Genomic DNA, 25,450 nt, shown 5'->3' with positions numbered 1-25,450 from the left:
AGCACCCCCTTCATATATGAATTAAGCAATCCTTTTGATGGTCTCTTTCATTGACTCTGTAGGACGACCGATTAATCTCGATAAATCCTTACTTTCAGAATAAAGTCCTCCTTTTGAGGCGCCAATTTCTGAGTCGGCCAACATATCCGCAATCACTTCAGGAAGACCTGCCTGAAGTAAAACGTCTCTGTACTCACTTTGAGTCATATTCTTATAAGAGATATCTCTTCCATATTGCTCGCCAATTAGAGTTGCAAATTCACTTAAATTATAAGAAGTATCACCTGCTAATTCGTATACCTTACCAGCATGGCCATCATCTGTTAAAACGTTTGCCGCGGCCAATGCATAATCATTTCTTGGAGCTGATGATATTCTCCCCTCTCCAGCACAGCCGAGAACAACAGAATGCTCCAATATAGTCGGAATTCCCATTGTGTAATTCTCTGAATACCAACCATTTCTTAAAATTGTTGTCTTAATATCAAGATCATTTATTAGTTTTTCAGTAGCAAGATGTTCTTCAGCAAGTCCTAATGGTGAATTGTCTGCTTCGAGAATACTTGTATAGGCTAAATATTTCACTGAAGAATCTCTTACAATATCAATGACATTTTGATGTTGTGAAAGTCTTTTTCCTACTTCACTTGATGAGATAAGTAGTAATTTTTCAACTCCTTCTAAAGCAGATCTAAGACTATCAGGCTTCTCATAGTCTCCATACCTAACCTGTACGCCCTTTTTGGCAAACTCATCGAGTTTATCTGTTGAGCGTGCAATGGCAACAATCGACTTTGGTTTTACACCTTTATCTAATAAATTCTTTATAACTAATTGACCGAGTTGGCCTGAAGCTCCTGTTAAAGCGATCATATTTTCCTCCAATAATTATTAATAATAACGAACTGATCTCATTGATAATGAACCAAGTTCAAAGCCTTCATAATCAAATGTAATTTTATCTTCTTCTAAGCTAGAACCTAAAACGTATAAAAGAGGTAGGTAGTGCTCATCTGTTGGAATGCTAAATTTACCAGCTTGAGTCTTAAGGGCATCACTCACTAGCGGAGCATCTTCTCTTTTAAGAAGTTTATCTTTTACCCATTCATCAAACTCGATGGCCCAGTCAAGGCCTAAGTATCGATGCTTACGACTCATCATTCTTAAATTATGTACAATATTCCCACTTCCCATAATCATGACACCTTCATCTCTTAAGAACCTTATCTTTTTTCCAAGTTCGTAGTGATATTCATACGACTGATTGCGATCGAGACTCAATTGAACAACTGGTATATCCGCTTCAGGAAAAATATGTTTTAAAACTGACCATGTTCCATGATCAAGACCCCACTGCTTCTTATCAATATTAACTCGAGGCTTTTTTATGGCCTTAGCAATCTCATCAGCTAAGCTGGCATTTCCATCTGCAGGATATCGAACATCATATAATGCTTTTGGAAAACCATAGAAGTCATGAATTGTCTTTGGATGATCCATTCCGGTAACCCAAGTTCCTTCAGTTTCCCAATGGGCCGAGATCATAAGCACGGCCTTTGGTCTTGAATAATCACGACGTAGTCCCTGTCCTAATTTTTCTAATTTTTTTGTAAAGTCGTTACTTTCAATGGCATTCATAGGTGATCCATGACCTAAAAATATTGCTGGCATTCTTTCTTTTTTAGTTGTCATAAACTTTCTCCCAAGCACTGCTGATGCTAGGCCAAAAAGAATTCCTGTAATAGCTTGGCGTCTTCCAAGTTTCATCATAGCAGTCTCCTGGCCGGTGATAATCTTAATTATTACCAAAAATCACATGTTGCAAAAGACTACAAATATGCAACCTAGTGTTGCCACAAAGGAACGCTAAAAAAGAATGTAAAATATTGAAATAATAGGAAAAAAAAGAGAAGCCAAGAATAGGCCCCTCTTTTTAAATTCTTCTTAAATTAAGAAAGAGATTTAACTTGAACAGCACATGGACCTTTTTGTCCTTCACCTACTTCAAATTCAACTTTTTCGTCATCTCTAAGAGTGTTACCTTCAACACCTGAGATATGTACGAAAAGATCTTGTCCACCATCGTCTGGCTTAATAAATCCAAAACCTTTCTCATCATTAAAAAACTTTACTGTACCTGTAGCCATAATTTTCTCCTAGCTATTAAAATTTTGTTAGATCTGTGATCGAACTATATATCTTAAGTTCACCTGAACTTAAAAAACCATTTGCCATCCAAAATTGCTTATATTTTTTCTCGATTAAATAATCCACTCTCTCCCCCTTTGTAATAAGAAAGAAGTTGTAGTCATCAATACGAGTTACAAGTTCATCTAAGATGTCGGAAATATCTTGCATCTCACTGAAGTCATAAATAAAGTAAACCTGTGCCTTAGGTAGAACAAAGTCCTCTTCTAAAACATTCTCCAAGAGTATTTCGCAATTAAGTAATTCCATTCTCTCAAAGACGCGATTACCTTCTCTTTGTCTTTGTTTTAGAATTTCATATCCAATAAAGCGAGCTTCTGGAAAAATTGAGCTCATAACAAGCCCGATGCGGCCATAGCCAGCACCTATATCAACAATCTTGTGGATGTTGTAATCCTTTAATAAATAAAGGGCATCAAATAAATGATTATATGGAGTTTGTAATGCTTGAGGGTGTAACCCAATCCAAGTCTGTGTTCCATCGTAATGTTGCTTACGACTTGAATCATCTGCATCTTTATAATAAGCGCGGTACTTTTGAGAAAGCTTTTCTTCAATCTTTGTGATTTTATAACCTAGCTCACGATCAAGATTTTTGGCGTGAATGCGAGGGTGAATATTCTCATCAAGCATATATGTTCTAGGATTTCTCACCTTTTCACATAACAGCTCGGTCTTAGTTTGCGTCTTAATAATGAACTTACTCTAAATGTTTAATAGACAAATACTTTTAATTCTCTGCCGAGTTAATAATTTTGCACATCGAATTAAAATAGGAAGGAACTTTAAGATAAACAAGGAACTAACTATAAAAATCAAATACAATTAATTCCTTATACCGACTTTCTGCACACAGGGCAACAAATTAAAGTATTTAACGCGACTTACGGGTTATCTTTACACTAAAATTTTATATCCATTCACCTAAACAATACAATTTCAACAACTTACAATTATACTTATTCGCTTGTTTTAAATACACATAGATTACCTTCATCGATAATTACAGGTCTAGGCCAAGAGTTTTCTTCTGCAATATCCATAAGCCAGCCCCTAGCATTACCTTTTGTAATGATAGTTATCTCCTTATCTTTACTATATTCCACAATTTGCCCTAGCACATAGTGATATGTCTCTTTAGTAAAAGGATCATAGAGATAATAAACATCGGCTTCTGGAATCTTAAAAGAGGCCAGTGACAGATCCTGTACTTGAAAGCTTAAATTCTCTTCAAGGCCAAAAGCCTTTGTAGCTATATTTGATATTTCAACCCGATGAGGGACAAATTCATAACCAATGAAATCGACATCCGGACGCAAAAGAGAACACACTAATCCAACTCTCCCATAACCAGATCCAAGATCAATAACCTTCCCACCTTGCTTTAACTGCATATTCTCCATGGCCAATAAGATTGTAGAATAGCCAGATTGAACACCTACACCAGCTCCTGCATACAGCCTCTCTTTAATAGTAGAATCAAAAACCATATCTCGATCTAATTGGTAATTGAGGTTAAAGAGATCATCGAGATTATCAAATGTACGATAAAGATCAGGTCCCTTATGACCAAGACTTTGCAGTCGTCCTTCTTGGGCCTTTTCTTCGGCCAAGAAATAAAGACTCATCTCCTTTAAAGACTCAATAACAAATTCTTTTTGAGAGACCTCACATGCGCTAAGAATTTGTTTTAAAACATTTTCTTCAATTACTTTTGAGTCCTTGGCCACCTTTTTTAAATTCGTTTCACCACTAGCAATTAAAAAATCTTTTAAAAAAGATATTCTTAATAAGTCGTTTGAAAAAAGTGGAGTCATAAAATCACAGTACGAAATATCTCGTTCATCTTGACGCTTTAGCCATAATTGATCCTTAAGAAAACCTGTGACAGTGACAAGAAATGCCGAATTAATGTAGAGGTGTGCAAGTTGAATAGGCCCTAATTCTAGAGTACTAGGGTTCTTGCCTTCTAGTAGTCCTAGAAAAGTTTCTTTTGAAAGATTCATTTAGCTTTTACCTTGATGCTAATACGATCATGGTTGCTATGCATGAGCCTATTTATTATTGATGACTATATCTTACGTTCTAACAGTGATGAAGTAAATTAGATTCGACAGAAGTAGCCTGTTGCCTCGAGGTTGACTCTAAAAACTCCTTCTTTCGAGTCTATCACCACACGATTAACGTGAAAGTCTTCAGCTTTACTAAGCAATATATCCTCGGCCAAAGACGTAGCGACAAACGGCATGATACTAAAGCCCGTTGCAGAGAAATTTGCTACTGCCGAACAATTATTATTAACATCATCGACAATTGCCACTTCATCTAAGTTCATATTTTTAGATGCACAGCTTGTTAAAAGAATCAGAAAAATAGAAATATGAAAAAGTCCTCTCAAACTATTGTATCCTTTAAAAGGCCTTTTCGGCCGAGAAACCGAAAAGGCAATTTTGGGGTTTACTGCTGCATGAAGAAACAAACAGCAATCTTAATTATGTTTTAAATAATTGTCCTCAACTTTAAAGTTGGAAAACTTCTTTTGCAGCTCGGCCATTTCCATAGTTATCTCTTCTAAGACAGCTAGCTTCTTATTAATCGACTTATACCAACGTAAAGCCTGATAGAGTGCTAGAAATAGAAATAAGTTTGCAAACGTAAATAGAATAAAAAAAACAAGTAAATTCATCGAGCTCCCTTAATAACTGACTTCTCGTCTAATATTTTCAGATACTTAAGAACTTTTTATTAGTTTATGTTTTAATTAAGTTTAACTGTATATCTTACTGAAATCACAACACTAAAGTTTGCCATGTAAAACTTTAATTCGATAAGCAATATTTTCTTCAGATAAGCAAATGCTTAAACTTTAAGCGGCCGTACAAAATTCCACGGCCAAGATGCCATATCTATTATAAATGACGTTCAACTTCTGGCATCTTCTTTGCATTTAATTACAGGAATGAGAGAGATCCTATTTATAACATTTTTATGCAGTCTGAATGTATTTGCAGACATTGATTTCACAATCGAGAAATCATTCTATCAAGATCATCAAATTAAATATGACGCCAAGGAATTAACTTATAATAGTGAATATAATGAAAGCTCATATTGGTTTAAAACTAAGTATCGTGAATTTATTATTGGCAATATTGTTAATTGCCTTGAAAATAATTGCACGACATACCATCAGCGTGATCTCGATGAAATCTATAATGAATCACAGAATCAATTTGGAGAAAAAGACGCACAAGTATATTTCTCAAATGTCGTTGCCGGTCTCGTTATCTCTGCAGATGACTCACTAGAAAGACAAAATATTCTTTCAGAAGCGAAAGAATATATGAATTTCAATCAAAAAATTTATATCGGACATATACTGGGCCATATGATGAACAATCACTATGATCACGACCGCGACCCAGATGGAATTGTTTCACAAGACGAAATCTATAGAGCACAACGAAATGGGTATGATGCTGGTGTTTGCCGTGATATCGCGGTAGCACAAGCAACAGTCCTTAAAGACCTAGGTATTAGTGAAACATATATACTCGCCTATGCAACGGCTGGAGATGGCCATGCCATGGTTATTGCGCAAGATCCTGATAATAAGGATCGAATCGTTAGCTTAAATTATGGAGAAGTTAGAATTAATGAATCGCAAAGTGCTCAAGGACTATCTCAAGATTCAAGTCTTGCTGACTTTGGAATTAGTTATCGCATATTTAATGCTGACGGAACACCTCACGATCGTCTATCAACTGAATTAGGTTATGTTTTAAATAAGGTACTAGGCTTCGATAATAACTTATCTTCACCTGGCTCTAAATTTGATGGTATCAACTTTAGCTCTGTTGATTATACTAAAGGTATTTTTACTGCAACTGCATTCTATTCAGATAATGCTTCGGGATTAAATACTCTTGGAGCAGGTGTATCTCTTAGAAGAGACACTGAACATTTAACACTAAATGCAGGAGCAACAGGATATCATTCCAGAAAAAGCTTGAAGCATCGTGAATTTCACAGTCAAAGTATAGGTATCTTTGGTGGCATAGAAGCACAACTTAGAACGGGAAAGACTGACTTTGGTTTCTTAAAGAATATATATGCTGATACAAGAGTACTCGTTAGTGGTTCGATGGGAAAAGGAGATTACTCAAATGAAAAACTCGATGAAAATAATGAGATCGATGCACTAGATGGTGACTACTTTAGAAGTGAGCATCATATGCTTGCCAGTTCTCTATATGCCGAAAGTAATTTTGCAAATATGACATGGAGAGGAATTGTTACTGCACATGCCTCTATTATGAAAGATGATATCAGAAATGAAAGTCACCATTCACTTCACTATCTTGGTACAACAATAAAAAATCAATTAAATACACCGATTTCTGATGAGTATACCCTTACTTTAGAAAACACACTCTACCTAAAACAAAATGGTTCAACGATGGACTTCAATGCTGAAGTGAGATCCGGTGATGATCTTTTCTCTTTTCAGTTAGGAACAAGTCGCCCTATCTCTGGTCAAACTGGTTACTGGACCACAGGCCACGAAAAAGAAACTTACTTTAAGTTAAAAGCAAATAGTAGAGACAATCGATTTAGCTTGGGACTAAAGATCGGAAAAACAGAATCACACGGAACCACATATAGACTCGAAAGTGAGTTTCGATTTTAAAGGAATCAATAATGTCGTTAATATTGGATGATATCAAATACTTTATTACCGTTAGTGAGACCTTGAATGTGACAAGGGCCTCAGAGAAAATCGGAATATCACAACCGGCCCTAAGCTATGCCATTAAGCGATTAGAAAGAGAGCTTGGAGGCGATCTACTTATAAGACTTAAGAATGGTATCCAGTTAACCAAACTTGGTGAAGAGTTTTTAAAACGTTCAAGAAAGCTAATCTTTGAATGGGAAGAGGCCCAGAACTTAGTATCTTCAGAAGGAGATATTGCTCAAGGAAGTTATACTTTTGCAATTCATCCATCTGTAGCACTTTACTCCCTTAAGTGCTTTATGCCAGAGCTTCAAAAAGAATACCCTAATATAGGATTTAATTTTATTCACGGTCTTTCAAGAGAAATGACAGAAAAGGTCATTAGCTGGGAAGCTGATTTTGGTATTGTAGTCAATCCAATAAAACACCCAGATCTTGTCATAAAAAAACTATGTCTTGATGAAGTATCGATCTTTCATTTAAAGAATGCAAAAAACAAACTGATACTTGATGCCAGTCTTAGTCAGTCACAATATATCTTAAAAAAAATTGCCAAGGAAATTGATTTTGATGGCCATATTAATTCAGCAAACTTAGAAGTTGTTGCCAATCTCACATCCTTGGGACTTGGTTATGGCCTTCTTCCATCAAGAGTTGCTGCTCAGTACCCTACTTTAAATAAACTAAAGACTGCGCCAATCTTTAAAGATGAAATTTGTCTTATCTACCGTCCTGAAAAACATCGAAATAAAGTTAGTAAAAAAATCATAGAAATTCTTAAAACATCAACCTATTAGCCTTAACTTTTTATTCACTAGTAATTCTACAAGAAGCAATTAAGAATAAGTCGCCATAAAATAAAAATGAGGACTTTATCCATGAAGCGACTTGAAATTATCTTGCTACTAATTATTTTTTCATTTCATTCATATGGAAATAATGAGGTTATCAATAATCACTGTGACGGCTTAACAGATAAGATATCGGAAGTTATTGTCGGTGAATCGATAAATATTAAGAAGCTGGAAGCAAATGGTATCTTTCCAATCATTGGTGAAGACATCAATTTTAAATTAACACAATGTCGACTTTCAAAACGAATAATTATCAAATCAAATCAGAATACTGGTGACTTCATCGAAATTGAGTTTGAAACAAAGAGTATTAACGAGGGATATTCAACGTCTAGCTTTGAAAATTTAATTAAAGACTCATGTTCTGAAAAAAGTCTCTACACAACAATAAGAGTCGATAAAAAGAATATAAATGAAATAAAAGATAAATTAAATTTAAAATACTGTAAGAATAACGATAGTGATGTTTATCATTCAAAAAGGTTTAGCTATCGACAAGAAGATGATTTTCGTCATCAGTATTTTAATAAATACTTTGCGATCCCTCTTGAGATAGGTAGTTCATTTCCTTTTCTTTTATATAAGAAAATGGATCAAAGGGCGCTTTTTCAAAATGCAATTAAAACTCAGGAAGGTTTTCAAAGATTATTCTATCTATACAGGGCCGATATAAAAGGTTTCTCTTACATTGAGTCATCAACTTTTTCCAAAACAAATCATCATATCAGTACTAATCCTACGAAAGTATTTAAATGGAGTTTACAAGAAGATAAAGATAGCGATCTTTTTGAAAGTGAAATTAAATTTAACTCTCAGCTTTATAAAAAAGAAGAATTAAAATCAGCGCTCTTTGAGCTTATTCATAAAGAATCCATAGAGCTTCCCTCTGTATATTTCCTAGGAAAAAGAGTTTATCTATCAAAGCGTGAACTTTATCATCGTATAATTCAGTATATGAGTTCAGAAATCCCCTTATGATAAATAAGGCTTAAATATTTAAAATGACGAAAAAAAATTCATCTTGTCTTGACTCCTATTTTTTTGCTACCATAGTATTATCGAGAGGTAACCTACTGAATTTACACCTCTAAAGAATCTTTTTTACATTACAACAGTATCAAGGAGGCTTTATGTTTAAAGAAAGTAACTCGGGTTTTTCGATGCAACCAATGGTTTCTTACTTTGGTATTGAACTCAATCAAAACCAGTATCAAAAGATTAAACAAAAACTTGATAGGCTCATGGATCGATGCCCAGTAAGTAGTTCTTATAAACTTGATTTCAAGAAACACCAGACGAATTATATCGGACAACTGACAATCCAGTCCTATGGTAAGAAGTTTTATGCAAAGAAAGTTGCCCATACACCTTATCTAACTTTCAAACTTCTAGAAGATGAAATTGATGATCAACTTTTGAAGTGGAAAAGAGAGAGGTTTAGTAATTCATTAGCACAAAATTTATCAGGACCAAGGGTCGCCTAAGCTTTACTTCATTAAATAGTGGGCATAAACTAAGGCTATGACAAAGAAAACAATAGCCTTAGTGGCCCATGACCATAGAAAAAATGACCTTATTCAATGGAGCTTAGAACATAAAGAAAAGCTTCAAAAACATAAACTTTGTGCAACAGGTACAACAGGTAAGCTTTTAGAAGAAAAGTTAGGTGTTACTATTGAAAAGTTTCTAAGTGGACCTATTGGTGGTGACTTTCAAATAGGAACGGCCATTGTTGAAGGCAAAATTGATATGCTTATTTTCTTTTGGGATCCTCTTGAGTCCATGGCCCACGATCCTGATATTAAAGCGCTTCTTAGAATTGCAACTCTCTACAATATTCCGATGGCCTGTAATCAAACTAGTGCAGACTTCTTTATTAACTCTCCTCTTATGGAAAGTAAGTACGACAAGAAGCTTACGGTTTTAAATAATTACACAAATGCTCGAAAAAGTTATAATTAGAACTTCATATTTGTAACAGGACAAATATATTCTTCAAGACGCTTCTTGTAGCTATCTTCAAATTCTTCACGTGAAACTTTGGCAAGAGTACTAAACTCAGACTTCTTCATTTCAGCAACAAGGTCAAATGGTAAATACATCTCAAGGGCAGCAAGGCCACCATCAATAGATTCAATAAGGTTCTTGTAGCCCCTAATATAGCCGAAAGCCTCATCTTGTCTCTTATAGCCGTCGTAGAATGCCGTTACAATTTCAGCTTTCTCTTCCATAGAAAGAAGATCACTTTCACCTAGAACCTTTCCCCAGTCATCCATAAATGGTCCAACTGGAATTAAGAACTGAGATGATTTTCTAAGACACTTCGGCTGTCTCATGGCCATATGGCGGTGATTTTCTTTTGAAGAGAATTCTTTATTTACCTTTCCAGTGTAAACTAGAATTGGATCATAATTTTCATTTAACTGGTGCCCAAGCTTAAAGATTCGCTTATAGAAGGCATCTTCAGGGTCCATATTCCACTGAACCATAACTCGGTCAAGATCACCAAAATTGTGGGCCATAAGAGGAGCCGCTCTAAGGAAATTGATATGATCTCTTTCCTCACGAAGCTTTAGCATAATAAGCTCTTCTTTTTTAATCTCTTCTAAAATGACATCGGCCATATCGCAGGCAAGTTCAGTCTTACGATTTTTAACAAGAGCGCAGTAAGCACCAATAGCAACACTTAGCCATGTTCCCTCATGAGTACTCATGACTGTATTATTATCGTTATTGTAGGCTTTGCGACTAGTTACTTGAGAGTAATCCCAAGTCCAAGATTCAATCGTTAAACGGGCCATCTTCTCTATATGCTTTGAGATATGCCCATGCTTCCAAAGAGTCTCACGGATTTGGTTATCCACATCGGTTGGAACAAAAGTACCAGCTGTTGCCCAATGAGCACTGATACAAATGTGGAAGTATTCAGCAAGATTAATATTATTTAGCTGTTTTAAATTCTTCTTGTAGAATTTGAGCTTTTCTAGAAAGGCCCTTTTCTCACCTGATGTATCTAGCTCACCTTTAAATAAGAAAGGGGCCGTGTTTTCAACGTGTTGAAGTAATATATTTGGTGCAATTCCTACACCTTGTAATGCCATACCGGACTTCTTCTTTTTGCTCATGGGCTTAGATAGCACAATAAAATAGAAGCTACTAGTAGTTAGTATTCTCTACAATTTTTGAAAACAATAATTCCATCTGCTGGTGAATCATAGAAGGCCTCTTCTAACTCCCATTCACTTAAACGAGAAGTACTAATACGCTTTTCTACAATTTTAAGCTCACGAGACTTCTCATTATATGTAACCTTTGCAGTATCATAAGCGATAATAGGATCAAACTTGCAAAGAAAGCGAAAGCCTGGAGCAGCATTACAACGCCCCCTATCTTTATCATAGAAAATATTTGTACCAGTGATTCGTTCATTGGCCCAAAGCTGCCCTGGTCCCATTCCCCTTCTATCTTGATAGCGATATGTATATTCAATTCGCCCACCAGAGACTTCGGCATAGACATCACTTGCCTGATAAGGCTTGGTTTTAAAGTCAAAACGACGTAATTTTACAGATTTAAGATCATTACAATGAATTTGCGCATAAATTTGTGACGCTGCTACTAACATAGCAAAAGTAATTAAGATTTTCATAATTCCCCCCAGAATTTGGAGGCTAATGTATCAGAATGATTAAATAATTCACCTTTAACTTAGTGAAATGTAACTTTTACTCAAAAAATAGCAATAAATCGTCTTAAACTATATTTATGAGTTAAAAATATGTTAAATAACTGGCATGGAAAATAATAATTCAATGAGAATTAATAAATATATTAGTCAAAGTGGAATCTGCTCACGTCGTGAAGTTGATGACCTAATTGAACAACAAATCGTAAAGATAAATGGCAAGCTTGCTGAAATTGGAGATCGTGTATTTGAAGGCGATGTCGTAGAAGTAAGAGGCCAGGTTGTAAAACCAAAAGTTGCAGAAAAAGAAATTATTATTGCTTTAAATAAGCCTCGTGGAATTGTTTCCACAACAGAGAGTAGCGAAAAAGATAATATTGTCGATTACGTCAACCATGTTGAGAGAGTATTCCCAATTGGCCGACTTGATAAAGACTCACAAGGCTTAATTTTTCTAACTAATAACGGTGATATCGTTAACAAAATTCTTCGTGCAGGAAATAACCACGAGAAGGAATATGTCGTTACCGTTGATAGGCCCATCAATGATAAATTTATTAATGGCATGGCCGGTGGAGTTCCAATTCTTGGAACAATGACGAAAAAATGTAAAGTCGAACAAATGAGCATGATGGTATTTAAAATCACTCTCGTTCAAGGACTAAATCGTCAGATTCGTAGAATGTGTGAATACTTTGGCTATAATGTAACAAAGCTAGACCGTATTCGTATTATGAATATAGGCCTTGATGGACTTGGAGTTGGTGATTGGCGAGAGCTCAACGATCAAGAAATTGCATCTCTTTATAAATTAATTGAAGGCTCTTCTTCAGAAGATCACCGCATTCAAAAAAGGTCTGCCCCTAAGGCCCAAGTTAAGAAAAAGCCACAACAACAGCAACAGCGTAGAAAGAAAAAGAGTAAATACGACAAGCTCTTTAAAGAACTTGATAAAGAATTTAATTTAAGTGGAAAAACAACTAAGCGCGAAGAGAAACGAAAGCAGAATGCAAAAGGAAAGCATCGTCGTCGTAAGTAATAATCACTTTATCTTCCAAGTACCGTTTACATCTCGACATACCTCAACTATTTGTGAAGGTTGTCCCTCTTTATCAATAGTGAGTTCAATATTTAGAGTGTAACAATTATTCTTCTTATCTTGAGCGATAATTTCTAGACTTCCTGAGTTACCAGTTGTTGTATTCTTCCAATACTCTTTTTTCTTAAGTTTTCCCGACTCAAGTAATTCACGACCAGTCTTTTGTAATATACGAGAATCTGATTTTGTTAATTCAATACCATTAAAGGTGAAGACACTTCCGATAAGAGCAAATGGAGCTTTTACAACCCCTTTAAAGAAACCAACGACAGCTCCGGAGCTTGACTCTTCCCCTATATTCTTAGCATCACCAACAATATCACCAGCTCTATTAACAAGTTCTTCTGCACGGTCTAAAAAACTTGGTACTAACTCACGAGTCATTTTGACCTCTTTTAAAATCTTAGGCAATTGAGAGACAAATTTATTAACCATTGGAAGTGATTTTTGAATTTCATTTGAGGTTTGCAATATACTTTGAGGGACTTTATCAATTGTGGCAGAGATTTCAGGTACAAGCTTAAACGCCCTATGAAACTCAATAGTGAAGTTTATAATGGCCCCTGCCAAAACAAATAAGCTTAATGATAAAACATAGGTCGCAGCATTTTTCATACAAAGACAATCTTATCACGATGAAAACTTGAAAAGAGTATAGTTAAGTTAATTTAGAGTTAAGAAAATAACATTATGACAAGCTAGGCTTATTAACAGCCGTTATAGATTAGCCAATCTTGATTTTTAAAGTCACCTTTTAAAAAGTCTTTATATGGAATTGCTAAAATCCCATCACCTTCATATCCATGAGCATCGAGAATAATCCACTCTTCCTTAGAGTTGTTTAATTTTATCTCTAAAAGCCCAAAGAAATTCGTTACATTATTTGCTGCTCCAATATCTCCATCAATATTATAAACTTTAGAATAGACTGTATTCTTATCACAAGAGTTGGCTTCCTTTTTGAAGTATTGACCATATTCAAGGTGTTTCTCCTTATTTTTTAAAATCAGTGCCATATAGAAATGATCCTTATCACCAACAGTCGTAAAATAACGTATTTGATCTTGAGGGGATTTTACAATCGTAGATAAGCATTGTGGAGGCATAAATAGTTGAACTTCCTGAATACGTCTCCACTTAATTTCCATCCCCTTTGGAACATTGTAAAAAACCATACGACTATCTAAAGGATTAATCTTTAAGAGAGCGCCTTTCGTCTTTTCACCACAGTTTTTATAAGAATACTCACTCACCTGTGCATTTATCTTTTTCTTGCCTTTGCGAGTTGCTTGATAAACTTTTTCAGAATCTAGTTTAGAGAATTTACTTTCAAGAATTAAAGATTTTTCTTTTTCAACTAATTTCCCCGTAAATACCTTTACATTGTGCTTATTCAACAATGAAGAACTCTTTAAAAACTCAAAAGCATTAGAATTATTCATTAATAAAAAAAGAGAAATAATCAGGGACAATCGCTTCATTTTACTACCTTCATATACTGAGTGTTGATATCAATTTTAACTTACTAGAAAGAATCAATCTAGCTTAAACACTCCTATAACAATTAATAACAAGAACTTGACTGGGAGCAAACAGATAAATACCCTATAAAGAAAGTACAATAAGGGGATTTTATGCATATTGATAAAGACAAACCTATACTAGTAACTGGTGCTACAGGTTACTTAGCAAGCTGGATTGTAAAATACCTCTTAGAAGATGGCTTTACTGTACACTGTGCAGTTAGAGACCCACAAAATGAATTAAAGACTTCTCACCTAAGAAGTCTTACTAAAGACTCCAGTAAAATCAAATTCTTTAAATCAGATCTTATGATTGAAAACTCATATGAAGAGGCCATGAAAGGATGTGAAGTAGTTATTCATACCGCCTCTCCATTCTTTTATGACTTAAAAAAAGATCCTCAAAAAACATTGGTTGAACCAGCACTGAAGGGTACGAGAAATATTCTCAATACAGTAAATAAAATTGAAAGCGTAAAGAGAGTTGTCTTAACAAGTAGTATCGCAAGTATTTTCGGAGATACTATTGAGGCCAGTACCAGAAAAGATCCAACATTTACAGAAGCCGACTGGAATGACACCTCTTCGCTAGATCATGCTCCATATTCATATTCTAAAGTTATGGCAGAGAAAGAAGCTTGGGATATCGAAGAAAAACAAAATCGTTGGCGTTTAGTCGTAATTAACCCATCTTGGATTATTGGGCCAGCAGTAAACCCAGAAGCAAGTTATGAGTCAAAAAAGATATTCAAGCAATTCTGTGATGGAACAATGGCCTTAGGATGTCCAGATATAAACTTAGCAGTCGTAGATGTAAGAGATGTTGCAAAAGCTCATATCAACGCAGCAACGAACTTCCATATTGACGGAAGAAATATTATTTCCGCAGCAAATTGTAACTTACTTGAGATTGGAAGAATTTTAAGAAATGAAGTGGGAGGTTTACTATTTCCACGCTTTCATCTTCCAAATTTTCTACTGTGGTTAATTGCCCCATTTGTTGATTTCACAAGAGAGTACGTAAAAAAGAACGTTGGTCATCAAATATACTTTGATAATTCAAAATCTTTAAAGTTAGAGCTTGTTAATTATCGTCCAATTAATGAAACGATAAAAGAATATTACTATCAGCTCTATCGTAAATAGATTATTTATTTGATAAGATCAGATTCACCAGATATTTCTAAAACTTCTTTTAGCAAAGACCGTACATCAAAGCATGCTTCTAGCTTTTGAAGAACAAAGAATACTCCGCCTATTTTTCGATCTAAGAATATCGTGTGACGAGAAGGGTTTCCAACAGCAACTTCTTTCATTAATCTTGGTGCCATCTCCATAACCTTATCGGCGACATTTGAGCGCCCCCAGTCATAAACTCCATCCTGAAAAGGGGCAGCTATAATTCTCGCATACTCCCAAAAAAAGTCCTCATTTGTTTCCTTATTCTTTGATAGATAATCCATATCATATAAGTTTTGAAAGAATAATTTTCGATCTAGATTTGCACAAGCAATAATTAAAGTTTGATAACCTTTTAAGAAACTATCAGGGGGTGTTTTAGATGCTCCAAAGTCAATGAGTCCCCATTGATTATTAGGAAGTAAAATATAATTTCCCATATGAACGTCAGTTTGTACTTTTTTAAAATGGAAAAGTTCAAGAAACATAAGACGCATAAATTCACGACCTAATTCATTACGGTCATCTTGAGAGAGATTTAGATTTTCTAACTCTCTTAAACTATGGCCATCAAGATACTCCATGGTAAGAACTTTTTCATTTGAAAATTCTTCTAAAATATCGGGAACTTTAAATTGAGGATAGTCCTTTAATAATTCTCTAAATTTATTAATTGATTTTGCTTCTTCTATATAATTTGTTTCTAAAAAGAGCATATCTTCAATTTCTTCATATATTTCACGAAGATCCACTTCCTTAGGAATGACATTAAGGATCTTCATTAACATCTTAAGTGCCTTCACATCATTCTTAATGGCCTTTCGTACACCTTTGTATTGGATCTTCATGGCATAGCGTGCATTTTCATATGTAGCCAGATGGACTTGCCCTAAACTAGCGGCAGCAATAGGCTCCTCTTCTATTTCCAGACGATCTAGAAAGTCTATAGGAACTTGAGTTTTGACTTGCTCCCAATCTAAATAATAAGATTGGTTCTCTAATTGCTTTAAAACTTTTTGGGCCTCAGGAGGTAAGAAGGCACCAGCATATGTAGAAAGAAGTTGCCCAGCTTTCATCAATGAACCTTTCATTACACCAAGTTCATTTGCTATTAATTCAACATGGGGGCCAATCCCACCACTTAGCTTATTTTTAAGATCTTCATTACGTTTAGACCAAACATCCTTGCCCATTTTCAAGGCCAATTTGGCAACTCCCATTTGTCTAGAGATAAATTTATTTTTAATTTTATTTATTTTTTTCATCTGTCCATTTATTCTAACACTAACAATATAAGATAACTCTATTTTTTCGAGGGCATATTATGTCATTCAGGCTTAACAGTTGTAATTACGCATTGATAGTAGGTGCTGGCCATGGAATTGGTTTTGGACTTGTTCATGCCCTACTAGTAAAAAATTCAAAAACTAGAATTATGGCCACTTATCGAAAAAGAGAAAATGCTGAAAAGCTCCTATCTTTACAAAGTGAGTACAAAGATCGTTTAGAGGTCATACAAATAGATGCAACTAAAGAGAGTGAAATTTGTAACCTTTCAAATTCAATTAAAGAAAAGAATATTGGATTAGATCTCATCATCAACTGTATAGGTATGCTTCATAATGATGATATCTTACCTGAAAAATCTCTTAAGGACTTTAACTGTGAAGCATTTATTGAGGTTATGAGAGTTAATTCAATTGTTACACCATTACTGGCCAAACATTTTGAAAAACAACTCAATAACGATGTAACAAGTGTCTTTGCAACTATTTCTGCTAAAGTGGGAAGTATTGAAGATAATCGCATCGGAGGTTGGTATAGTTATCGTGCTTCAAAAGCGGCCTTAAATATGTTGATTAAAACTATTGCAATTGAGTTTACAAGAAAGCGAAAAAAATGTGTTGTCTTAGCTGTTCACCCTGGAACGACTAAGACAGAGCTTTCGCAGCCATTTATTAAAAGAACTACTTATAAGATTCACGAGACACATGAAACAGCATCGAATATACTAAATGTAATTGAGAACCGAGATAGTCATGACACAGGTAAGTTTCTATCTTGGGATGCACAGGAGCTTCCATGGTAAAAGACAACATAAAAAGAATCAGTGAAGAGGATTTTAAAGCATTTGATGATCGAAAAAGAGTTAAGGTTATTAATTCTTTATCTGGCTTTAAATCAGCAAATCTAATTGGAACAATAAATAATCAAGGCCAAACAAACCTATCGATAGTAAGTTCTGTCGTTCACTTAGGCGCTTCCCCTGCTCTTATTGGAATGGTCATTAGACCAGATGTATCCAGAAGGGATACTCTTAATAATATTCGTGAAAATGGTGAGTTCACAATTAATCATATCAATGAAGAAATAGTCGAAAAGGCCCACCAAACAAGTGCTCGCTATCCACAAGATGTAAGTGAGTTTAATGCTTGTAAACTGACTGAAGAAATTAAAGACAATTTTAAAGCTCCATTTGTAGCAGAATCAAAAATTAAGTTCTCAGTTAAATTTGTTAGAGAAATAAAAATCGAAGAGAATGGAACACATTTTATTATTGGCGAGATAAAGAACGTCTACTTACCAGAATCTTGTATATGTGATGATGGCCATATTGATATTCATCAAGCTCAGACAGTTTGTGTATCGGGCCTAGATTCATACTCAAAGCCGAAGCATATAGGTAGGTTAAGCTACGCTAAACCAGATAAGGCCTTACATTGGATTAAGTAAGGCCTTAGAAAAATATTTATTATTCTTGAACTAAATTATTACATTCTATTAAAGTTTTTTGTTTCCAAGTAAATAGGCCCTTCTTTTGACCATCTATTTTAACCTCTGTTGGGTTTCCATCAGTATCTAAAGAAATATCAACACGTCCTCTTGTCACAGCATGACCATTTCTATGACCATTACAAGAAATCATAATGCCTGTCCCAAGAGATCCATCAAGATAATTAATTTCAGTCTTATCATCTGCACAATAAACAAAGTCAGCAAATTGATAATCATTAGTAAAACCAACAACTTGTTGTTGATCACCATTAGATAGATATAAAATAACTCCATTTCTTCTTTGTTCTTTTTCAACTACACATCCCTCACTATTTGAGAAGATCGTAGTTTCTGCATATGTCGTAAATTGTGAAAGAAAGATAACTGATACTATTATTAATATTTGCTTCATATAAATCTCCATTTGTTTACTCTTCGTATCACAACTGTTTTTGGCCAAAAATCATAAACTAAAGATCATATAAAACTTACAATACAAATTTTATTGTTCAAAAGTATACTCTGCACTCTGTGTAGAATACTCCCTATCTCCACAGAGTAAATGTGAAGTAGGGATATGTAGTTAATTACGTGAAAGTATTAAGAAGTATTAGAATAAGAAGCTAAGTGCTTTAAATTAACTAGCAGCCTTCGAACTTTCCTCTTAGGCATTGTAGTTGCAGATCATATTTTTTTGAGCACATAATTAATGCTTTTGCTTTAGCTGATTCTTTATCTTTTGCAACACCAGTGAAGCTTTGGCGAAAAATATTTAAAGTACATGTTTTATCTTGATTCATATTTTTAATAATATGATCTTTTGTCATTAGTTCTTCCTCTAACTTTTTTATCTCTTGAGTAAGATTAATTTTTGTATTTCTAATGACTTGATCTTTTCTCTTAAGTTTGTGTTTTAAGGATTCGATCTCTAGGCTTAAATCCACATTCGTATTTTTAACTTGTAATTCAAGTTCTTCAAGTAGCTTAAGAGCATATTGATTTCTATCTTCTAATTTCTCTAAAGTTTTCTTTCTAGAGCCAAAGCTTTTTCCATCTTCAATGATTTCGGTATTTTCTTCTAGATGAATTAATATATCCTCGAATAAACGACTATCATTTGCAAAAGTATAAGAACTAGCAATAAATGATATTAATAATATTATTGATTTCATACCGCCCCTAATTTAGTTATATCTGACAAAATAATATCTATGGATACAATAAATAATAGAGTCAGTACACCGATTTCTACTTCAACAAAGCGCGGCTAAACACGACGCAGTACGAGGAACTCATTAATTGATAAAAGACGACAGATCATTTTTATCAAAAAGTACTGCTGTAACAGGAGATTCAGAAGAGTCTTCCATATTAAGTGGAAAACAGTTAATGAAATACTCTCCTTCTGGAACCTCATTTAAGTTAATATTTTCGAGAATTAACGCATTCTTAAAGATTTCATTATGAATTGGCCTCTCACTTGAGCCTGGCATAAAATCGGATGATTTCCATGAGGTACCAAAGAGATTAAAGCTCTCAAAGCTTGTTAAATATCTTGCGGCCTCGTGTGAAAGAGTTAATACATGTTTTGGCTCATGAAAACCAAATTCATTCTCCTGTACATTTTCAACCGAAATTAAAACCTTACTAATTCTTTTATGGCCTTTTAATTTTTCTCTAATCTCTTCTTCTTGAATGACCTTTTGCTTAAGCCCATCACCTAATTCCTTCCAACCTTCATTTTTAAACTTTATAACAATACAAGGGCCAAAGAAGTGATTAGGGTTATTTTTAAAAAAGAAGTCCGTAGACTTTCCTTCTTTCTGTGTATGTTTTGGTGTTTCAATATGAGTTAAACTATGGGGCCTTAATATATGTGTATCATAATGCACTGGAGGAAGTTTACCCTCTTCAATTTTATATAAATTTTCTTTTTCATAAGCGACTCCCTCAAGCCACTCACCTTTTGAATTAAGCTTAATCGATGGAGAGATTATATAAGGCATAAGTATTTCCTCTTTTTTAAAGTGGGCAGTTTGAGTCCAGAAGATTTCTAATATTCTTTTGAAACTTCCTAATGACCTTGATTTGATTATCGAGTTCAAGCATCTTATCCTCAAGTTGCTTTCTCAACTTTCCATTAGGGTTATTGGTGGCCAATACTTTTGCAACAGTCTTTATCTCATTAAGAGATAAGCCTAAATCCTTGGCCTGTGAGATTAAATTCAATAATTCCACTGCCTCAATTGGGTAATCCCGATAACCATTATCACCACGTCTAGGAACAAGTAGCTCCATCTTTTCATAATAACGAATGGCAGAGGCTGCGACACCTGTTTTTTTTGATAATTCACCAATTTTCATAAGCTAACCTTTCATCTTGACCTTAAAGTATAGTTTAAGGTTTATACTAGTGTAAATCATCTTACAAAAGGAATACAAGTGAAACTATTAATTACAATTTTCCTCATGATTAATCTCTATGCAAACGAAGAATATCCACGCTTTTCAATAATAAAGACAGGAACCGCAAAGTCCCTTGAAGGACTTATCTATGAAGAAGGAAGCCTATTTAAAACAATGATGGTAAATCATGCAGGATTTCTTATTCAACATCAAGGAAAGACAATTCTATTTGAAACTGGGCTTGGAGAAGAAGTCGATTATCAATTCAAAAATGATATGTCTTGGTGGGCCAAGCCTCTTTTTGCTTATAAGAAAGAGCAGTCAATAAAAAAACAACTTAATAATAAATACACTATTGAAAGTATTATTCTCTCCCATGCTCATTGGGATCATGCGAGTGGACTTCAAGATTTTCCAAATGCAAAAGTAATTATTAGTAAAGAAGAAGAGCATGAAGTAAAACACCCCGTTGCAAATAGAACCTTTCCCACTCAATTTAAAGATGTCAAAACACAAAGTTTTCAATGGAAAAAAGAGTCCTATTTAAACTTTAAAAAGCATTATGACTATTTTGGTGATGGAACACTAATCCTTGTTCCTCTATTTGGTCATACACATGGCTCACTTGGACTTATACTAAACTCTAAAAATAAGAAGTATTTCTTTGTTGGTGATGCAATTTGGACGACGAGGCAGCTGGAGCCAATACAAAATAAAGCCGCAATATCATCAATTCTCGTTGATACAGATAAAGACTTAACTCGAAAAAAGATCGATGAGATAAAGAAGATGCAAGACAGAGGCTATATCATTATCCCTACTCATGATTACTACTTACATAACAAACTTGGTCTATACCCTAAATGGATTGATTAGTTTTCTTCTTGAAGAAAGTCAAAGCGATCAATTGCACTAGGAAAACGCTTAATCTTATCTAAGTTAGCAACAAGATACTTTGAATCTTTACTAATTTCTAGATCAGCAATTGTTCCTTTTATCTTTTGGACTTGTGTACGAAGATTTGCCAAACGCTCACCTTTTAGCTTAGGTGTTGCAATCATTCGTTTATTTAAAGGATTCATCCATCGACCACGACGATCTTTAAATCCAAAATGAAGATGAGGTCCCGTTACTCGACCAGTTGCTCCAACAGTACCAATTACTTGATGAGACCTAACCCAGGCACCAACTCCAACACTTCGTCGGTTAAGGTGATAGTAATAAGAAGTTGAACCGTCACGATGGCGAATTGCGATTTTATTTCCTGCATACTTATTATAAGTCGACATAATGACCTTTCCTGCGGCCACTGCATGAACTCTTTCACCAGTGCGTCCCCTTAGGTCAATACCTCGGTGCATTGCTCTTCTTCCTGTTACAGGATGCATTCTCCATCCATAACTTGAACGAATATGTAGTCTCGGTAAAGGATATCTTAGGCCAGCATTTATTAGGGCCTGTCCATCTGGAGTATAATGAGCTGTATAAGTGGAACTTTTCTCTTTATCTTCATAGAAATAAGCATCATGGCTGCCGGCCTTGATTCCACTATAAGATGTGAAGAGAACTTTTGTTTGAACAGTTTTTTTATCGTGTTTTCTTTCACTTAAAAGAACTTTATAACGATCTCCTGCTCGAGCGTGCATTCTAAAGTTTACTTTGCATAGAAGAACATTTACCACTTCATTAACAACTGATCTTTCAAGACCTAATGCAAGAAGATCATCTTGTAGAGTTGATCCTGTTTTTAGCTGTCCCTCGATCATTCGAGGCTGCCAATATGTTTCCAACTCCTCTAAAGAATAATCCCATTTTCCAGAATTTTCATTAAGAGTTACGACATGTGTTTCATATTCATTTTGAGAAAAAGAAAATTTAATAAGATTATTAAATTCATCATAGGTTGCTTCAAGACGATCACCCACTTTAAGCTTTGAAAACTCAACTTCATCTCTTAGCTGATTGATTAATTTCAAGGCCTGCTTATTATCGATATCAATACTTTTTAAGGCCTGATATAGTCCCTGTCCTCTTTTAACCTCACCTTTTTTAACAATATTTGCATGGCGAAGTGGACTTGCAATCATCATTTCTGATGATGCCTCAACACGCCCAATTACATGTTGGGTTTGGTTACAGCCATAGAGACTACTCAATAAAATTAAACTAATAAATAATTTCGACATCTTACCTCTAAGCATAGCAAACTTATCGGAAAAGACCAAAATTTCTTGATTACAAATACAATGAAAATTAGCGAATCTTTGAAAGGACGGCCTCAATAAATCTTTGTTTCATACCCTCATAAAGAGCGAGGTCATTAGAGTGATTTTCCACGAGATTAAGCTTAGCATTCTTATACTCAGTGGCAATCATAGGCTCAGCATTAAGATAGTCTCTAAAGTCTAGAATATCATTAATCCTTTCATCACCTTTCTTTAAAATCTTAACATTTGTTAGAACGCGATCACCTTCTGGCGCCTTTCGCTCAAATACAAGTTGCTGAGATTCATTTGAAACTAAAGAGAAGCCATGGGCCATAAATTCATTACGGAATAATTCAATCCCATCAAGGGTATGAACAACACAGAGAATATCTAAAGTAGGACGGGCCAAAACATTAGGCATCGCAGTTGACCCTATATGCTCACAACCAATGAAGTTATTTCTTAAAAGTTTTGCAAGAGCAGCCTCTTCCTTTGCAAAAACCTTTAACCAAAAATCATCATACGCTACTAACTCTATTGTCTTATCCATGGCCAAACCTAACACTTTGCTTACAACTTTGGCCATGAATGATTTGCATATTCAAAATCAATATTGTATTCATTAGAAAATTTACACAAGGGAGCTACACCAAAATGTGGCTGAGAATAACGGGATATGGCCGTAAAACCTTCTAACTTGATCCAGGTAATGCTGGCGTAAGGAGACACAGATGAGACTACTGTTCGTAGTGCTATTTTCACTAATCACAACGGCCCAAACAAACAATGATGCCATCTACATTTATGGAACACTTATAGAAAAAGACTATTATAGCGATAGTAATAGTACTTCTGTTCGTCAAGCTAAGGAGATACAGAAGTCTTTAAGTACAGATATGAGTGAAGCCTTCAAGATAATACCAAATCTAAATACAGCAAATGGAAGTTCTCGTTCAAGCTTTTTCCAAATTCGAGGAATTGGGGAAAGATCTGCGTATGAAGCAATTTCCAATTATTCAGTGGGAGTAATGGTAGACGAAGTCGACTACACAGGAATATCTGGTGTTACTAATCTTAATGGTTTATCACAAATTGAAGTATTTCGTGGGCCTCAGGCAACAGACTTTGGACCTTCTGCAATGGCCGGGATGATTCATTTAAAATCTCAAGACCCAACAATAATCTCTAAGACTAAAACCTATCTATCATATGAGTCGTTTAATACCTTTGAAGAAGCATTAAGTTACACCGGTATGCTTTCTACAAATACAGGGATGTCCATCTCCTTTAATAAAAGAGATAGTGATGGATTTATGAAAAATGATTATCTCAATCGTACAGATACAAATGGACAAGATGAACTTGCTTTAAGAACAAGCCTTAGACATGATCTCTATGACTCGACTCTAACCCTCGGGCTGCATTATTTCGATAAGAATAATGGCTACGATGCTTTTACACAGGATAATTCCTACACCACTAGATCTGATAAGCCAGGAAAAGATAAGAGTGAAACTTTCTCTCAATACCTAAAATTTGAAAAAGAGTTTAATACAAACTTAATGAGTACCACAATATTTACCCATATAAAGAACGACTCATTTTATAGCTATGATGAAGACTGGGGTAATAATCCATATTGGAATTCTCTCCCAGGTTATAATGCTGACTACGATTACAATATAAAGTTCCCAAGAAGTCGCGAAGACTTCTCACTTGATCAACGTTTTAATATAAGTAATCAAAATACTTTTGGCATCTATATAAAGTCATCAGATGAAGACTTTAAAGAAGTTGGATACGAAGATGGAAATGAAAGGAAGAATATTCAAGGAGATATTGGAACTGAATTAGCTTCTGTATATGCTCAAAGAATTCATGATTTAAATAAGAAGCTATCTCTTGAATACGGCCTTAGAGGAGAATTCCGAAAGGTCGATTACAAAGAAAATAATAGTGGATCAAATTCAAATATTCATACTGAAGATCTCATGTATGGTTTTAATATTTCAATCTCTAAAAAAGACCTATTGGGAGAGCTTGCTTATCTAAAGATAGCAAAAGGTTATAAGCCAGGAGGTATTAATACTCAATCAGCAGTGCCACAGAATCGTAAGGAGTTTAAGCCAGAATCTCTCTACTCTTTAGAAGTTGGACAAAAAGCCAAATTAGATGACTCCCGCATCTCACTAAGTACAACACTCTTTTTTATGTATAGAGAAGACGCACAAGTTAAGACTTCTTTTCAAGATGATCCAATGGACCCAAGCTCATTCACTTTTTATACAGATAATGCAACAAGCGGAATTAACTACGGAGCAGAACTTGAAGCAAGTTATAAACAAGAACTTGGATTCAATGCACTATGGTCTATTGGACTTTTAAACACGAGATATCGTAATTACAATATCGGAACAAGAAACCTAAATGGCCGACAAATGCCACATGCCCCAAACTATCAAATAAACCTAAATCTTGAGTATAAATTTAAGTCAGGAGCTTATATTGGAGGAAACTTCTTTGCATCCGATGACTTCTATTTTTCAAACTCACACGATTTAAAATCACGTCCATATCAATTAGTAGATGCAAAGATTGGATACAGAAATGAAAGTCTAGATATTTCTATTTGGAGCAAGAATGTATTTGACGAAAATTATTCTTTACGTGGATTCTATTTTGCGAATATGCCTCCGACTTGGCAAGATGAACTCTATACTCAAAGAGAGGCGCCACGAAGCTTTGGAATAACAGGAAGATATATATTTTAGAAGGGGCA

At 34.8% G+C, this 25,450-nt stretch carries 29 protein-coding genes; 11 read left to right on the top strand and 18 right to left on the bottom strand.

Annotation, left to right across the window (positions count from 1 at the left end; all coding sequences use genetic code 11):
* Positions 1–21 precede the first annotated feature (21 nt).
* The 7 genes from VCM44_RS12945 to VCM44_RS12915 form a co-directional block, all read right to left on the bottom strand.
* The gene (locus VCM44_RS12945; protein WP_334679043.1) at positions 22–873 is read right to left on the bottom strand and encodes an SDR family oxidoreductase; all 852 of its coding nucleotides are present in this window, start codon (positions 871–873) and stop codon (positions 22–24) included.
* An 18-nt stretch (positions 874–891) separates the two neighbouring features.
* Positions 892–1,692, bottom strand: a complete 801-nt coding sequence (ygiD, locus tag VCM44_RS12940) for a 4,5-DOPA dioxygenase extradiol (RefSeq protein WP_442905011.1) — start codon at positions 1,690–1,692, stop codon at positions 892–894.
* A gap of 257 nt (positions 1,693–1,949) precedes the next feature.
* A complete protein-coding gene (locus VCM44_RS12935; RefSeq protein ID WP_115361149.1) occupies positions 1,950–2,147 on the bottom strand; it encodes a cold-shock protein in 198 nt (65 codons plus the stop codon).
* A 16-nt stretch (positions 2,148–2,163) separates the two neighbouring features.
* Entirely contained in the window at positions 2,164–2,862 is a 699-nt protein-coding gene (locus tag VCM44_RS12930; protein ID WP_162929542.1) for a class I SAM-dependent methyltransferase, read from the bottom strand.
* A 305-nt stretch (positions 2,863–3,167) separates the two neighbouring features.
* Positions 3,168–4,214 (bottom strand): methyltransferase domain-containing protein, encoded by a 1,047-nt coding sequence (locus VCM44_RS12925; protein ID WP_334679041.1) that lies wholly within the window; start codon positions 4,212–4,214, stop codon positions 3,168–3,170.
* A gap of 98 nt (positions 4,215–4,312) precedes the next feature.
* On the bottom strand, positions 4,313–4,606 hold the full coding sequence (locus VCM44_RS12920) for a hypothetical protein (RefSeq protein ID WP_115361155.1): 294 nt from the start codon (positions 4,604–4,606) through the stop codon (positions 4,313–4,315).
* A 90-nt stretch (positions 4,607–4,696) separates the two neighbouring features.
* Positions 4,697–4,894, bottom strand: a complete 198-nt coding sequence (locus tag VCM44_RS12915; protein ID WP_115361157.1) for a hypothetical protein — start codon at positions 4,892–4,894, stop codon at positions 4,697–4,699.
* Positions 4,895–5,149: 255 nt separating this feature from the next.
* On the opposite strand from VCM44_RS12915, the gene VCM44_RS12910 reads away from it, so the two are divergent.
* The 5 genes from VCM44_RS12910 (at position 5,150) to VCM44_RS12890 (ending at position 9,759) form a co-directional block, all read left to right on the top strand.
* Positions 5,150–6,898 (top strand): hypothetical protein, encoded by a 1,749-nt coding sequence (locus tag VCM44_RS12910; RefSeq protein ID WP_115361159.1) that lies wholly within the window; start codon positions 5,150–5,152, stop codon positions 6,896–6,898.
* A gap of 11 nt (positions 6,899–6,909) precedes the next feature.
* A complete protein-coding gene (locus tag VCM44_RS12905) occupies positions 6,910–7,740 on the top strand; it encodes a LysR family transcriptional regulator (protein WP_334679040.1) in 831 nt (276 codons plus the stop codon).
* An 81-nt stretch (positions 7,741–7,821) separates the two neighbouring features.
* Positions 7,822–8,775 (top strand): hypothetical protein, encoded by a 954-nt coding sequence (locus VCM44_RS12900; protein ID WP_334679039.1) that lies wholly within the window; start codon positions 7,822–7,824, stop codon positions 8,773–8,775.
* A gap of 152 nt (positions 8,776–8,927) precedes the next feature.
* The gene (locus tag VCM44_RS12895; RefSeq protein ID WP_334679038.1) at positions 8,928–9,281 is read left to right on the top strand and encodes a hypothetical protein; all 354 of its coding nucleotides are present in this window, start codon (positions 8,928–8,930) and stop codon (positions 9,279–9,281) included.
* A gap of 37 nt (positions 9,282–9,318) precedes the next feature.
* A complete protein-coding gene (locus tag VCM44_RS12890; protein ID WP_115361166.1) occupies positions 9,319–9,759 on the top strand; it encodes a methylglyoxal synthase in 441 nt (146 codons plus the stop codon).
* Here the strand turns inward: VCM44_RS12890 and VCM44_RS12885 are convergent.
* The gene (locus tag VCM44_RS12885) at positions 9,756–10,922 is read right to left on the bottom strand and encodes a hypothetical protein (protein WP_133296916.1); all 1,167 of its coding nucleotides are present in this window, start codon (positions 10,920–10,922) and stop codon (positions 9,756–9,758) included. The two genes, VCM44_RS12890 and VCM44_RS12885, sit on opposite strands and share 4 nt — an antisense overlap.
* A 38-nt stretch (positions 10,923–10,960) precedes the next feature.
* The gene (locus tag VCM44_RS12880; RefSeq protein ID WP_334679037.1) at positions 10,961–11,446 is read right to left on the bottom strand and encodes a hypothetical protein; all 486 of its coding nucleotides are present in this window, start codon (positions 11,444–11,446) and stop codon (positions 10,961–10,963) included.
* 145 nt (positions 11,447–11,591) lie between these two features.
* On the opposite strand from VCM44_RS12880, the gene rluF reads away from it, so the two are divergent.
* On the top strand, positions 11,592–12,521 hold the full coding sequence (gene rluF, locus VCM44_RS12875) for a 23S rRNA pseudouridine(2604) synthase RluF (RefSeq protein ID WP_334679036.1): 930 nt from the start codon (positions 11,592–11,594) through the stop codon (positions 12,519–12,521).
* A gap of 3 nt (positions 12,522–12,524) precedes the next feature.
* Here the strand turns inward: rluF and VCM44_RS12870 are convergent, their stop codons facing one another.
* Entirely contained in the window at positions 12,525–13,196 is a 672-nt protein-coding gene (locus tag VCM44_RS12870; RefSeq protein WP_120404385.1) for a hypothetical protein, read from the bottom strand.
* 92 nt (positions 13,197–13,288) lie between these two features.
* The gene (locus tag VCM44_RS12865) at positions 13,289–14,023 is read right to left on the bottom strand and encodes a hypothetical protein (protein ID WP_334679035.1); all 735 of its coding nucleotides are present in this window, start codon (positions 14,021–14,023) and stop codon (positions 13,289–13,291) included.
* 192 nt (positions 14,024–14,215) lie between these two features.
* Between VCM44_RS12865 and VCM44_RS12860 the strand changes: the two genes are divergently transcribed.
* Positions 14,216–15,250: an NAD-dependent epimerase/dehydratase family protein gene (locus VCM44_RS12860; RefSeq protein ID WP_334679034.1), complete on the top strand. Its 1,035-nt coding sequence runs from the start codon at positions 14,216–14,218 to the stop codon at positions 15,248–15,250.
* Between the two features lie 5 nt (positions 15,251–15,255).
* On the opposite strand, the gene VCM44_RS12855 is transcribed toward VCM44_RS12860, so the two are convergent.
* Positions 15,256–16,548: an ABC1 kinase family protein gene (locus VCM44_RS12855; RefSeq protein ID WP_334679033.1), complete on the bottom strand. Its 1,293-nt coding sequence runs from the start codon at positions 16,546–16,548 to the stop codon at positions 15,256–15,258.
* 59 nt (positions 16,549–16,607) lie between these two features.
* On the opposite strand from VCM44_RS12855, the gene VCM44_RS12850 reads away from it, so the two are divergent.
* Both VCM44_RS12850 and VCM44_RS12845 read left to right on the top strand, forming a co-directional pair.
* Positions 16,608–17,372 (top strand): SDR family NAD(P)-dependent oxidoreductase, encoded by a 765-nt coding sequence (locus VCM44_RS12850; RefSeq protein ID WP_334679032.1) that lies wholly within the window; start codon positions 16,608–16,610, stop codon positions 17,370–17,372.
* A complete protein-coding gene (locus VCM44_RS12845) occupies positions 17,366–18,016 on the top strand; it encodes a flavin reductase family protein (protein WP_334679031.1) in 651 nt (216 codons plus the stop codon). The genes VCM44_RS12850 and VCM44_RS12845 overlap by 7 nt, the downstream gene beginning before the upstream one ends.
* Positions 18,017–18,035: 19 nt before the next feature.
* Here VCM44_RS12845 and VCM44_RS12840 read toward each other — a convergent pair whose 3' ends face one another.
* The 4 genes from VCM44_RS12840 to VCM44_RS12825 form a co-directional block, all read right to left on the bottom strand.
* On the bottom strand, positions 18,036–18,470 hold the full coding sequence (locus VCM44_RS12840; protein WP_334679030.1) for a hypothetical protein: 435 nt from the start codon (positions 18,468–18,470) through the stop codon (positions 18,036–18,038).
* A 229-nt stretch (positions 18,471–18,699) separates the two neighbouring features.
* Entirely contained in the window at positions 18,700–19,230 is a 531-nt protein-coding gene (locus tag VCM44_RS12835) for a hypothetical protein (protein WP_334679029.1), read from the bottom strand.
* A 123-nt stretch (positions 19,231–19,353) separates the two neighbouring features.
* Positions 19,354–20,064 (bottom strand): cyclase family protein, encoded by a 711-nt coding sequence (locus tag VCM44_RS12830; protein WP_334679028.1) that lies wholly within the window; start codon positions 20,062–20,064, stop codon positions 19,354–19,356.
* Positions 20,065–20,080: 16 nt separating this feature from the next.
* Positions 20,081–20,422: a MerR family transcriptional regulator gene (locus tag VCM44_RS12825; protein WP_334679027.1), complete on the bottom strand. Its 342-nt coding sequence runs from the start codon at positions 20,420–20,422 to the stop codon at positions 20,081–20,083.
* A 78-nt stretch (positions 20,423–20,500) separates the two neighbouring features.
* Between VCM44_RS12825 and VCM44_RS12820 the strand changes: the two genes are divergently transcribed.
* Positions 20,501–21,340, top strand: a complete 840-nt coding sequence (locus VCM44_RS12820) for an MBL fold metallo-hydrolase (RefSeq protein WP_334679026.1) — start codon at positions 20,501–20,503, stop codon at positions 21,338–21,340.
* Here VCM44_RS12820 and VCM44_RS12815 read toward each other — a convergent pair.
* Both VCM44_RS12815 and VCM44_RS12810 read right to left on the bottom strand, forming a co-directional pair.
* Positions 21,337–22,650, bottom strand: coding sequence for a M23 family metallopeptidase (locus VCM44_RS12815; RefSeq protein ID WP_162929540.1), 1,314 nt, complete (start codon positions 22,648–22,650; stop codon positions 21,337–21,339). The genes VCM44_RS12820 and VCM44_RS12815 overlap by 4 nt on opposite strands.
* A 67-nt stretch (positions 22,651–22,717) precedes the next feature.
* A complete protein-coding gene (locus VCM44_RS12810) occupies positions 22,718–23,221 on the bottom strand; it encodes a GrpB family protein (protein WP_334679025.1) in 504 nt (167 codons plus the stop codon).
* A 181-nt stretch (positions 23,222–23,402) separates the two neighbouring features.
* On the opposite strand from VCM44_RS12810, the gene VCM44_RS12805 reads away from it, so the two are divergent.
* Positions 23,403–25,442 (top strand): TonB-dependent receptor, encoded by a 2,040-nt coding sequence (locus VCM44_RS12805; protein WP_334679024.1) that lies wholly within the window; start codon positions 23,403–23,405, stop codon positions 25,440–25,442.
* The last annotated feature ends 8 nt before the right edge of the window (positions 25,443–25,450 follow it).

It is taken from the genome of Halobacteriovorax sp. DPLXC-1 (assembly GCF_036903125.1).
GTDB lineage: Bacteria > Bdellovibrionota > Bacteriovoracia > Bacteriovoracales > Bacteriovoracaceae > Halobacteriovorax_A > Halobacteriovorax_A vibrionivorans.
Note: the sequence above shows the minus strand (reverse complement) of the source record. Positions and strands in the feature narration are given on the sequence as shown.